Raw genomic sequence first — 12,570 nt, 5'->3', positions numbered from 1 at the left:
AGTCGCCTCGATTTTCTTGCCCGGTGCGATGGGCACACCGCTTACAACTTATCTCGCGCATTTGGCTATTTTGCTGCCCGACATTCTCGCGTTTTACGCGAATCACTTTGCTCTGCTATACCTGTGTCAGCTACCGACAAACGCAGGTGAATTTCGTGAAGCTGACCAAGATTTGTATCAAGAATTTTCGATCACTGAAGGACCTCCAGGTGGACCTGGAGGAATACCTTTCGATCATTGTCGGGAAAAATAACTCAGGAAAAACGTCGCTCCTTCTCGTCCTGGAGCGTTTTTTGGCAAGCAGCGGACTTCCTCGTTTTGATTTTGATGACTTCAATACTGAATTCCAAAATTATTTGGTCGATCTCCTTGAAGAGAAAGTGCAGCCGGAGGACCCGTATCCTTTCTGTGGAATATCGTTGAGGCTGTTCCTCCAATACGATGATCACGACGACTTAGCGAATGTGGGCAACGCCGTTGTCATGGACCTTGCTCAAGAAAACAAATCGATCATTCTCGATTTCCTGTATCAGCTCTCCTCAGAGAACCTCGCTTCCATGAAGCGAGCGTTTCAGGACCACAAAGATAAAAAGGCAAAGGACGGAAAAAAAGCAAAGGACGCGCGGAAATTCCTGAGGGAAGAGCAAGGTAGACATTTCAAACCTGGTCGCCGGAGTGTTCGCTTCGACCATATTACCGGAACCGTGCGGGAGGATGAATACGTAGACTTGCTGAACGAAGCGGTGCGGATCGACGACATCATTTCTTTTAAGAGAATCAACGCTCGCAGATCGGTTTCAAACAAGGATTCAGATCGCAGCCTTTCGGCAATGTCGGCAAAAATCTACAACGCCATGGCTTCTGACGCTGGAGACGAAGAGGTTTTTGAAACGTTCAAGGAAGCGCTTACCAACACCGATGACCAGTTGGATGGCATCTACGCCAACCTGTTCAAGGAGGTTATCTCCGACGTCCGAAGTTTCGGCGGAATCAAGGAAGGCGACACGGAAATCAAGATCAGGTCGACCTTGCAGCATCGTGATCTGCTGCAAGAGAATACGACCGTTATGTATGGTCAGGGCGTCGATCTGACCTTGCCCGAAAACCACAATGGCCTGGGATATCTGAATCTGATCTCGATTATCTTCGAGATCAAAATCATCCTCAATGAGTTCAAGCGTGGCCAGAAGCCTAGACCGGCCGACATCAATTTGCTCTTTATCGAAGAGCCCGAAGCTCATACGCATCCGCAGATGCAAGCCATTTTCATTGCCAACATTAAACGTCTTGTGGGCCGAGCCATCAGAAATGCCGACGGCATCTCACGGCCGTTGCAGACGGTTCTATCGACGCATTCATCTCATATCGTCGCCGAGTCCGATTTCGACGACATCAAATATTTTAGGCGCATTGAAGGTCTCACTCAGTCGCGTAGTCTGAAAGAACTGGACGGGCTCTACAAGGCGGCTGGGAAAACGGGACACTACGCCTTTCTGAAACAATATTTGACCTTGAACAGATCGCAGCTCTTTTTCGCGGACAAGGCGATTCTTGTGGAGGGAGATACAGAGCGCATCCTGCTTCCCGCGATGATGCGGAAAATAGACCAGATCGACACAGCAAAGGCTTGGGCGGATGGCGCTGTCCAGCCTGTCGCCCTTCTTTCGCAGAACATCTCGATTATCGAGGTCGGTGCGCATTCCCAAATTTATGAAATCTTTCTTCAGTTCATCGGCGTCAAGACGCTCATAATCACGGATATCGACTCCGCAATCGAGGAGCTGGAATTCGGCGACCTTGGAATCCCCATACTGAATAAGCAGGGCGAGCAGAAGAAGACCGTCCGAGCGCACGGGATCGAAAATGCCACACACACCACAAACTACGCGCTTCAGTTCTTCCATGGTGTAGGGCCTGACATCTCATACTTCGTGGGCTTAACTTTTGAACAGAAGGTCGTGGGGAAGGACCCTGATACAGGGAAGTGGGGACCTAAAGTTGAAGGGCAGGTCCTCTGCGCCTATCAGATTTCCGAGAATGATGGCGATGGAAATGGGTATCACGCTCGCAGTTTTGAGGATGCGTTCTTTCATGTGAACCGCGCGTTTATCAGCAACTCAACGGCGGAAGAGCCTGACATTCAGAAGGCCGGTTTTCCTAGCCTGGTAGGAAAACACCTCAAAAAATACCTCGCCGGTGGGTCGTCTTTCGAAATGGCTGAAGATGGAATCACCAGGAAACCGTCGTTCGCCATTGAAATCCTCCTGAACAGTGCGACCTCCACGTCGAGCGTCGCCTCTCCTCTAGGTCCAGCAAAGGAATTTTCCTTTGATTTTGATAATTGGAATACCCCCGGTTACATCGAGGAGGGCCTTCGATGGATCAAGGTGGGCTGAATCTTGAACCGGAAGTGATCGAGGTCCTGAAGCACGTAGCCGCTGGGAGGAATTTCCTTCTGAGCGGTGGGGCCGGAAGCGGCAAAACGTACTCGCTTGTCCAGGTGATAGGGGAGTTGCTGCGGACCGATCCTAGCGCTTTCGTTGCATGTATCACATTTACGAACGCTGCAGTTCGGGAGGTAGAGTCGCGAATTTCCAATGAGCGGCTAACTGTACGAACAATCCATGATTTTCTTTGGGACGTGGTCAGCCCGTTTCAGCAGGAACTCCGAAAGGTTCTGGTGGAGCTGCTGAGCGGAGATGAGCCTAAGTTGGAACCCGGAACAGTCGTTGTGTCCGGGAACATGTTCGCCGGAAAAAAGGTCCAGTACAAAGAATTCACGCGGGTTGGTGATGGTATCGTTTCGCACGACGAGGTCATCATCATCGCCCATGCCATGTTTGAAACCTACCCGAAAATTCGCGACATTCTTCGCGACCGGTACCGCTACATCCTGGTTGACGAATATCAGGATACCGCGCCGGAAGTCGTCAAAATTCTTCTCGATTGGCTCCCACTGAGTTCGCGGCAAGGCCTGTGCGGCTTTTTTGGAGATGCGATGCAATCGATCTACGACGAGGGGGTCGGATCGATCCAGCCTTACGTAGTCGCCGGGACCGTTGACGAAGTCAGGAAGCAGCAAAACCGTAGAAATCCCCGTTTAGTTTTTGAACTGGCCAACAACTTGCGAACAGACGGTATCGTCCAGGGCGCATCAAAAGACCTCAATGCGCCCAACATGATCCAGGGTAAGGTCAAGGATGGTGTCATCAGATTCTATCACTCGACGGGGGATGACAGTCGGCTGCAGAAAGTCCGCGACCAACTAGGTTGGGACTTCTCCGATGTTTTGGAAACGAAAGAGCTGAACCTTACACATAATTTGATCGCCCCACAGGCAGGTTTCGGCGACTTGATGGAAATCTACGACAAGGATCGCGTCCTTGCTTTCCGAAATCGCATCGTCAAATTCATCAAAACAAACGGCAACCTCAACGACTATCAATCCGAAACGTTTGGTAAGGTCGTCGCTTCCCTTCAAAAGGGGAAGACAGGTAATGCTTTACGTGCGGTTAGCCCGACGGCGGGGATGCAGGCATTCATCGATGCCAATCCAAAGCTGTTAGAATACGCAAACGAGATAGAATTCCACCAATTTCGGCGACTGTATGTTGATAAAGATCAACTGATCGATGACAAGAAGCATACCGAGGAGGAAATAACTCGAAAGGGATCGAAGCGGTGCGATTTCGTGAAGCACGTCTTCAAGATTCAGTCCGTCGTCCATCTATATGAACAGCGGCGGTTCAATGAGTTTTTGCGGAAGACCGAATTTCGCCTGACTAACGCCCAGGACAAGCTGCGCATTCAAAAATGCGTAGAAGACATTGGAACAATGAAAGACAGTCCGATCCTGGATGTGATCGACTTCGCACACGACAACGGACTGTGCATCAAAGATGACAAATTTGCCAACTTCCGGGCAGAAAAGCGCTACCTCTTTGATCGGCTTATTGGCGTCGCGTTTTCATCTTTCCAGAAGCTCTACGAATACTTGGAGGGTCGCACTACATTTTCCACACAGCATAAAATCAAGGGCCGGGAGTTTGAACGTGTCCTCGTCTTGCTCGATGCCGGTGAGTGGAATCACTACAATTTCACTTACCTGTTCGAGGGTAGCGGTACGGACAGCGTGATAGAGCGGACCGGAAAATTATTCTATGTCTGCTGCACTCGCGCGAAGGACGTGCTTGCTGTCTATTTCCAGAACCCGACACCTGCTGTGTTGAAACAGGCTGAGGCGTGGTTTGGAAAAGAGAACGTTGTGGAAGTTTAAATGCACGACTTGAAGTAGTTTATTATGAAGGTCGGAATCCGACGCGCCTTGCATATATCCTTCAGCGCTGCCGCCAAATTGAAAGCCAATCCATATGCGGCCCGATCCGCATCAACGTGCTGTCATCAATGTAGCGATCTTTTTTAATTTCTTTGCAGGCCTGCACGAACTCCTGGATTGTCGCCCAGATTTCGGGATTTGTGGCCTTGCTCTGCGAACCAAGGCTGAGTTTGAAGCTAAGTCCCCTGCTGCGCTCATTGAAAACCTTGTGCCGAGTGACCGGATTGCGAGTCTTCTCAGCGGAGTGATATGCCGATTTCAGCTGAGTTCCGCAAAAATACAACCTGATATAGGCTACAACTTCGTTGAATTGCCAATCACCGTATCGACGATATCGGTCGTGCCGGATACTTTGATCTACCTGGTCCGAGATCGGGAAATTTGATTTTCCCATTATGCGTTCACGATCCGCCGCAACCCCCTTCTCCCAGGCGAGGGCGTAATCTTCAGGCGAAAGCCGATAAACTGGCAAATCGAAGAAATAAACTTCATCCATTAAATCTCCCTCTCGTAACCCCCATATCAATGGCGATCAATGTTTCGTCTTCAACCACAAGGATGGCGTCTGTGCTTTGAATGTGGGGACAGGATAAGACTGGAAGAGACATAACTCTGCTCCATCTCGGGCAGGGATGTCTCTAAACAGTCGCAGCCGAGAAAAGGGTTGGGCGGTGGATCGCAATTGCAGCTCACCGCCGTTAGCGAGTCCGCCCCGCTGATCAAATAGCCACGATTAATTCACGGGCTGAGGTTCAGGAAATTTCCATTTACCATTGAGGATTTTCTCATCGGGTCGATAGAGTCTCACCGTGTAGTTCCACCCCTCCATCGTCGGCAGGCAGTTGGTTATCTTTCCATCGCAACCACCAAATTGGACCCCGATTGATCCGTCTTCGTTCTTGTGCGCAGTCACGTTGTTGAGCGAATAAGCGTTATAAGGGTTTTTCTCGAAGTAGCCTTTCGGATTGTAAACGCTGATCGACCAGAACCCATCAACGGGCACGTCCTTGACGTTTAGCTTGAAGACCGTTTTCCCGTCGTTGTTCTTTGGCGTAATATTGAGATAAGTGGCGTCCTTGTCCGGATTTCCGCCCCATGCAGCGGCAGTCGCAACCATGTGTCGCACCGGATCGACCTCCGCCTTGGAGCCGAATGCGTGGTTGAAGTCGGGAAGCGTCGTCGCCAAGATCAACAAGGCCTCACGAACCTTCGTCTGGCTCGGCTGATCAAACGACGGGGCTTCAAACTTGCCTGGCCCTCCGGCCTGGTCGATCTTGATAGCGTCCTGAAGCGCATGGACCTTCCGAACATCAGCCTCGTCGCTGGGGTCGACGAAGGTTCGTATGGCGACAATCATGTAACGGGTTCCCACCTGATCCCTCGTGAAGGTGCTGGAGCCACCGTAGGATACCGCCGAGACGTAATGGTCTTCGTCGATGGCCAGCAGCGACATGAAGCGCTTGCCTGCGTCCGGCAACGTTATCGTTACTGGCCCCGCATCAAGGTCGAACACTCCTCCGGAATATAGCGTATCGCGGTTCAATCGGATGATGGTTTGGTTCTCGATGGTCGCTGGCTCGCGGCGATGAAAGAATTTACCAAAGCCGCCATCCTTGACGACGTTGCCGAAATATAAAACGCTCTCAGCACGGCCGAAATTGTCTACCGTCACCGGCTCGGCAGCGGTCGATATCCCGGCATACCCCGTGAAAGCAGAGCCGAGAACAACAGCGGCGGCAGAAGCGAGATGTCTGATGGTCATAGCAAGTCCCTTTGTATCGATCAGATCGTGAGTTGCCTGTTCAGCCAGATTCACTGAACAAGTTCAAAATCACCTGGCTTCCAGCTCTTGTCGAACCAAGGCTGAAGTGGAGCGTAGAGCCGAAGCAGCGAGTTCCATCCCTTACCCGGCATTGTCTGGACCCAGTTTTTCTCGTGGCCGGAAGGAGGTTTCGGCGAAAACCATACCGTGACGGAACCGTCAGCGTTCGTCTCGATGCCCGGCTGATTGCTGTCTATGCCTGCGAGTTTCTGGTCGGTCTCCAGCATGGAGCGCGTTTGGTTGTCATAGACTGTGAACGACCAGAACTGACCGACGGGAACAGGTGACGGCAATGTAATCTTGTACGTCTTGCTCCCGTCGAGATACGTTCCTGTCGAGTCCCTGGTTGAAAATGCATAAGCCGAACCCGTGCCAGGTTTCGCGTCCGCCATCGCTGGAGTGATCCCCGTGGCGGCGTAATGGAACATGGTGCGGGCATCCAGCATGCGTTCGCCGTCGTTCAGGAACTGGTAGCTGTTGCCGATGAACCCATTGTTCCAATGACGATCCGGATAGAAAGGCGCTCGTTCATCGCGAGGAGCAAACACCAGAGAGCGGGCTGTCGCGTTACCGACTGCCACCGCGTCCGTCAGGATAGCTTTCATCCGGGCGTCGGGAGCAAAGGGTTTGCCTTTCTTAATACCGATTGACGCCAGCAAGCCGACGATCTCGGGGTCGAAGGCATCGCCCGGCTCAGATTGAATGACGCTGTTCAGTTCCTCATAGAAATGGAAATCGTTGGCGTGGATCGTGTTCAGCTGTTTGCCTGACGTGTTCACGAACATCGTTTCCGGCGGTTCCTTGGCGGCAGACAGCGGATAAACGCGGGCGTTTGCTTTGACGTTTTTGACCGCCGCTGCGATATCGCCATCCTTCACAAAGGCGCGGTAGAAAACCAAATTTGTGTTGGTTGGTGGCTTCGCGACAAAGTAGCCGTCGGAAGGCAGTTCGCCGGAATGGCTCGGCGGCACGAAGAGATATTTGCCACCTTTGCCTTTGTCCGGACCAATTATCCCCACATCGGTGACGTAGCGGAAAAAGGCATCGTCGACAGGTCCGAGTACGCCAGGTGGCACCTGGGCAACGACCGGGCCATCAGTCAGGTCGATGCAGAAGAAGACGTAAACGGTCGTTGAGTTCGGGGTGAGGAACAGCGACCGCGCGTCCATCAGATCGTCTGTGATGCCGACCCCTTTGTTTTTCGCGACTCCCACCTCTTCGAGCCCTTTGCACAGAGCGTAGACGGAGGCAGCGGGCATTCCAGACAGAAACGCTTCGACGCCCCGGGCAAAATCGATGTTGTCATAGACCTTTTGCACTGTGTCAGCATCGGGCAGGCCATCGGTGAATTTGAGTGTGCCGATGCGGGTCTCCACTGTATCGGGCGTCTGGATGCTCTGTGGAACGTCGGCTTTGAATTTTGGAGCCGGATGGTCCTGGGCCAAAACGTATGTGGCTGACACGGCGGAAATGAGGGCGGCTACCTGGATCAGACTGAACTTGAACATGTGTTCGACTCTCTCACGGGACTAAAATGGATTGACGTAATTGGTGATGGCAATCTGACGGAGCAGCACTTTGCGAATGAAGTGTGCTGCCTTGACGTGCTCCGTATAGATCGCAGCCGTCCCGGTACTTCCCGCAGGGAGCTGGTCGGCAACTTCATTGTCATCTAGCTTCACTCGAACGACGAGCGGAAGGCTCTGGATTGCTTTCGATGTCACTGCCAATCCAGAGGTCTGCGTCTGGCCGCTCGCCACTGCCTGAAGAACACTCTCGACCTTGCCCGTGAAGACTCTTCCCGGCAGATACTTGAAGGTGATTTCGACCGGCTGGCCTGCCGCAACATAGCGGGCATCGATTTGAGGCACCTCAACACCGATAATCGTTTCGGCTGTATCAATGAATGCCATGACCGGCGCGAGGGGAATGTTGGTCACGCGTGCGCCTGACCGCAACGCGAGATTTGTCACGTAGCCATCGGCGGGGGTGCGGGCGACGGTTTTGTCGAGATTCCATTGCGCCTCGATGACCTGCGCCTGAAGCTGTTCGACTTCAGCTTGGGCCTGTTCAGCGTCGAAAGCGCGACCCGCACCCGTAGCCCGAAGGCTACTGGTCTCGGACAGCCGTAGCTGGGCAAGCGATAGCTGTGCCTTCAGGGCATCCAGTTTCGATTGGTACGGCACTGGGTCAATCGCGAAGAGGACGTCACCGGCTTTGAGCGGTGTATTCGCCACGACCGGCACCTGGACAACCTCGCCCGCAACGTCAGGAACGATTGCGACCGAGTTTCGAACGACAAGCGCACTTCCCTGCGGCGCTCCCCAATTCATCGGAATGAAGAGACCAACGAGAAGCAACAAGAGAACGATGACTGGCGACACCTTCCAAAAGAGGTTGAAACGCACAATTCCGAACTTCACCAGGCAAAACAGGATGACCAGATAGACGTTGAGGAGAACAATGATCATTTGCCCACCTCCGTACCACGACCGTGCGGAACATCGACGTAGGCCCAGATGAGCACAATGGGCCAAAGCGCAAAGCCGAGGAACAGGGTCACCCACCCGCCGACGGCTACAGCGTCGGCCCAAGGATGGTTTCGGCGCTTGGCAATCATGCCCGGCAGCATGGCGAGAAAAACGACGACCGCGATGGTACTGAGTACGAGTACGATCAGAACGATCCAGGCGAATACATCAAGGACGCTCATGACGTTGCACTCGTCTCCGGCGCTGAACAAGGAAGAAACCGCTTCCTCTCCCAGCGTTTCGTCGGAAAAATTGGCGTTTTCAAATTCATAAGTGTCACTCCGGGTATGGTGAACGGGAGCAAACACCAGATTCGCGGTGAGCGGAAGTACGTAACGGTAACACGGTCGGATGTTGGTAAATATTTACGGGCACTGGGCTGATTATCCCGCCTTGTGCCAAGCGCCAATCAAGCCCATGTAGGCCGATAAAGCTTCAAACTGGAGGCGGAGCTGCGGGGCGTCGCCTAATCACAATCAAATATCGACTACAAACCCGGACACGAATCCGGTTCGAGCGGGTTCACGCTCATATCCTCTCGGATTGCAGATGACGCGAGTTGTCCCTTCGCGATAATCGCGAAAGTGATGGACGTGGCCGTGCACCCAAAGATCGGGTTTGCCTTGAGCGATTACAGTGGAGAGATTTGAAGCGAAAGCGGCATTACTCGGGTGTCCTCTAAAAGCAGGGTGGAGAGATCGCGCCAGCGGCGCGTGATGTGATAGGATGACAGTTCGCCCATCGAATTGGTCTTCCAGTTCGCGGGTGATGAAGTCACGGCTTTCCATGTGTCGTGCAATAAGCTCTTTGGCAGTAAGAAGACCGGGCATTCCCCGTTCTGGCCAATCCGAACGATATATCGCGTGAAAGTCCATCATGTACCGCTTGCAGATGTTGATGGCGTAGGATTTCCGTTCAGGAAGCGGCAGTTCATTTTCGACCCCGTGCTCTATTTCAAAGTCGGTCCACAGGGTCGCGCCAATTATGCGGGTTCTGCCAAGCACGAGAGCCTCATTCTCAAGTACGGTTACGTTGGAGCGTTTTGCCATCCGTCGTGCGGTTTGAAGGCCTGCCTGAATCGTTGCACCGTAAAATTCGTGGTTACCCAGGACCATTACGACCGGCATTTGTGGGCTGATGTTACGAAGAACAAATTCCATCGACATCTCTACGATGCCGGAAACATCTCCCACGCAGATGCAGATATCTGCCTCGGGAATTTCCAGGTCATGCTGAGCAAGCTCGGAATTTTTGATATGGAGATCGCTGACGACCCAAGCCTTCATGGTTTCGCCTCAAAGTCAAAGGGGATAGGAAAGGGGTTCGGCGGAGGCTTAATTGGTATCAATGGTTCCGCGATTGGTCGCGATGGATCAGCCGGTAAATTCCAGACGTTCCGATGATCCGTCGGAAGTGCAAAGGCCTGCTAACAGGGTCTTCAGACGTTCCCCTTCCAGCCGCCTTTCCTTTTTCAGCGCTTGGGCGAGGGCGATCACCGCGTTGAGGTTTGCCTCTAGCAGACTTTTGGCGCGCGAATATTCTGCCCGAAGGATGTGATCGACATCGGCGCGGAGTACGGGTGAGGTTTCGAAAATCTTATAGACCGGACGGTCAACATCGTCGGGGAACACCGAGAGCCGCTTCCCGAGCCCAAATCGTGCAACCATGAGCGCTGCGGCATCGGTCGCGCTGGTTAGGTCGCTTCCCCGTGAGCCACCGGCTGTCGTTGAGCGATTTTTTAAGACCACCTCTTCACCGGCCATCCCGGATAGGCTTATTGCTATGTCCCAGCGGAACCATTCCTCCGTTCTCAAAGGGGGCACCGGGCAGTCCGACGAGGTCCGGCCAAGGGCGTCGTGTGCGTCAACATTGTCGTGGAAATCATCGAACACCTCGACAGAAGTCACACTTCCCAGATTTGACAGTTCTGTCACCAACGCATGAGCAGCTTCGTGAATGCAGATTCGCCACCGATCATCGTCGCTGAGCAGGGGCTCCTTCGGCACGACAGCCAACACGTCCTCGATCATTAGCTTCCGGTTCTCACCCCGCGCGCGCTGTTTCGCTTTGCGTACCAGGCGCTCCAGATCGGCACCTGTCTTGCCGTTTAGTTGCCGAGCGATCTTATAGAATTCCTCGGGGGCATCGAGTGCGGGCAGGTAAAACTGAAGAATTTCAGCACGCTCAGTTGTACCTGGCCGCTTCATCTCGACATGCGTTTCTAGCCGTCCTGACCGCAGCAGGGCCGGGTCAAGCGCCTGAGGGAAGTTTGTCGATGCGACAACGACCACGCCTTCGCGACCGCCCAAGCCGTCTAAGGCTTCAAGCAAGCCGTTTACGACTTCGATGCAGTAGTGTTTGTTGTCACCGGAAAAAGACCTTCGATCCCCGACACTGTCGATTTCGTCGATCAGCAGGATCGAAGGGGCTCTGTCGCGAGCTTCGGCAAAATCCTGTCTCATTGCTTTAAGCAGGTCACCCAAATGGCCGGTGCTCTGCCATTTAGAAAGCGACGTAGGCACCAAGTGCGCACCACACTCGGAGGCGAGTGACGCCGCAAAAGAAGTCTTCCCAGTTCCTGGCGGGCCATACAAAAGGACACCCCGATCCAAATCGGACCAATCCAACTGACCCGCTCGCCACAATCGAAGATCGCGCTTGAACTTCATGCCCCATTTTCCCGCTTCACCGTATGACGCCAGTGGGACCAATCGTTGGCCCTTTGTCGGTTTGGCCAGAAGACGCTCAAGCTTGCCTAGCGCAGCAGCGGCTGACCGGCCTCTTCGAAAAATGGAATTGATGAATGCCGGGTCCTGTTGCCTGAGGCGTTCCTTTTCGTCCGCCGAAAGCGGGCCGCTACCAAGTTGCCGGGTTAGACTGTCCAGATGTCGATCATCAAGGATTTCAAGATCGATGACCGCGTCGGCGCTGATCTCGAACTCCGGGTGGATTTCCGCGCCGCGCGGCAGGAAAACAATGACTTTCTGAGCATCGAGGTAGCTGCTTGGGTTGAAGTCCCACGCCCCTCTTTTTGTCCGAGGCGGGTGACAGAAGGTTTTCAATTTCGAGAGGCCACGGTCACTCGACTTCAAGCATAAATCGGCGACGTAATCGAAATCGTCGATAGGCCAATTACGCGGCACGGTGATGACGAGGAGCGATGTCGCTTCGGCGAAAAATTCCTTCTGCAGTCTCATCAGTTTCACGAAGGCACAGAAAGCCAGAAATTTTCGTGGGCTCGCAGCTAATGCGGTTGGCGCGGACCGACGACTGATCGTACCCGGGCTTCGCGAGATTACGGCCCGTAGGTTGGATGTCGCGTCCATTAGGTGCTGGATCGCTTCGTCGAGCAATTCCTGCTCGGGATCGGATTTCATTGGGAGGCTCCCCCGACCAGTGGGCGACCGAGGCGGTACCAGCGATTAATTGTCCGCGCGAGATGATTACTCTGATCCACATAGACGACCTCGGTCGTGAATCCGACGTTGCCTGTCTTAATGGTGGGATGCCCGGCCATCGTTCCCATGAGCACGGGTACGGTCCTTTTTGCCAACACCCATGCTGAGACTGATGTCTCGGAATGGACTGAGCCGGGACCGAGCGACGCGAACCGTTCAAGGTCATCCGCGAGACGACGATAAGTGGCGACCAGCTCTGCTGGCGAAGAAACTTCGAAGTCGATTTCAGAACTTACCATGTGAGAAACACCTTCCCGTCTTGCTGTTTTCGATACGTTCAAGAACATGACGCGACGATGGATTGCCCGCAGTGGAAGCATGCTCGCCGTATCATGATGACAGGATCACACCGCGCGTTGGCTGGCCCAGGTGACGTCCGTTTACTGATTCGATGGAACTCCTTTAGCGCGCACTTTTGATTCG

The 12,570-nt window shown here is 53.4% G+C and carries 9 protein-coding genes; 2 read left to right on the top strand and 7 right to left on the bottom strand.

All coding sequences use genetic code 11. The features are described 5' to 3' along the window. Nucleotides 1–155: 155 nt before the first annotated feature. Both ASD36_RS23100 and ASD36_RS23095 read left to right on the top strand, forming a co-directional pair. Nucleotides 156–2,396 carry an ATP-dependent endonuclease gene (locus tag ASD36_RS23100; protein WP_082562848.1) on the top strand — a complete coding sequence of 747 codons (2,241 nt, stop codon included), beginning with the start codon at nucleotides 156–158 and terminating at the stop codon, nucleotides 2,394–2,396. Then, nucleotides 2,378–4,276 carry an ATP-dependent helicase gene (locus ASD36_RS23095; protein WP_060511872.1) on the top strand — a complete coding sequence of 633 codons (1,899 nt, stop codon included), beginning with the start codon at nucleotides 2,378–2,380 and terminating at the stop codon, nucleotides 4,274–4,276. Before ASD36_RS23100 ends, ASD36_RS23095 begins: the two co-directional genes overlap by 19 nt. A 61-nt stretch (nucleotides 4,277–4,337) precedes the next feature. Here ASD36_RS23095 and ASD36_RS23090 read toward each other — a convergent pair whose 3' ends face one another. The 7 genes from ASD36_RS23090 to ASD36_RS23060 all read right to left on the bottom strand — a co-directional run bounded on the left by ASD36_RS23090 (nucleotide 4,338) and on the right by ASD36_RS23060 (nucleotide 12,066). Further along, a complete protein-coding gene (locus tag ASD36_RS23090; RefSeq protein ID WP_060511870.1) occupies nucleotides 4,338–4,832 on the bottom strand; it encodes a hypothetical protein in 495 nt (164 codons plus the stop codon). 237 nt (nucleotides 4,833–5,069) lie between these two features. Further along, nucleotides 5,070–6,098, bottom strand: coding sequence for a DUF1254 domain-containing protein (locus ASD36_RS23085; protein WP_060511915.1), 1,029 nt, complete (start codon nucleotides 6,096–6,098; stop codon nucleotides 5,070–5,072). A gap of 50 nt (nucleotides 6,099–6,148) precedes the next feature. Continuing rightward, the gene (locus ASD36_RS23080) at nucleotides 6,149–7,666 is read right to left on the bottom strand and encodes a DUF1254 domain-containing protein (RefSeq protein WP_060511868.1); all 1,518 of its coding nucleotides are present in this window, start codon (nucleotides 7,664–7,666) and stop codon (nucleotides 6,149–6,151) included. 21 nt (nucleotides 7,667–7,687) lie between these two features. After that, nucleotides 7,688–8,629 (bottom strand): efflux RND transporter periplasmic adaptor subunit, encoded by a 942-nt coding sequence (locus tag ASD36_RS23075; RefSeq protein ID WP_060511866.1) that lies wholly within the window; start codon nucleotides 8,627–8,629, stop codon nucleotides 7,688–7,690. Beyond that, nucleotides 8,626–8,871 carry a DUF3302 domain-containing protein gene (locus tag ASD36_RS23070; protein WP_060511913.1) on the bottom strand — a complete coding sequence of 82 codons (246 nt, stop codon included), beginning with the start codon at nucleotides 8,869–8,871 and terminating at the stop codon, nucleotides 8,626–8,628. Before ASD36_RS23070 ends, ASD36_RS23075 begins: the two co-directional genes overlap by 4 nt. A gap of 294 nt (nucleotides 8,872–9,165) precedes the next feature. Further along, complete coding sequence (locus tag ASD36_RS23065; protein WP_060511864.1) at nucleotides 9,166–9,975, bottom strand: metallophosphoesterase; 810 nt, start codon at nucleotides 9,973–9,975, stop codon at nucleotides 9,166–9,168. Between the two features lie 87 nt (nucleotides 9,976–10,062). Continuing rightward, complete coding sequence (locus ASD36_RS23060) at nucleotides 10,063–12,066, bottom strand: AAA family ATPase (RefSeq protein WP_060511862.1); 2,004 nt, start codon at nucleotides 12,064–12,066, stop codon at nucleotides 10,063–10,065. Nucleotides 12,067–12,570 lie beyond the last annotated feature (504 nt).

The sequence above is a fragment of the Rhizobium sp. Root1334 genome (assembly GCF_001426665.1).
Lineage (GTDB): Bacteria > Pseudomonadota > Alphaproteobacteria > Rhizobiales > Rhizobiaceae > Pararhizobium.
This window is presented reverse-complemented; position numbering and strand designations above follow the sequence as displayed.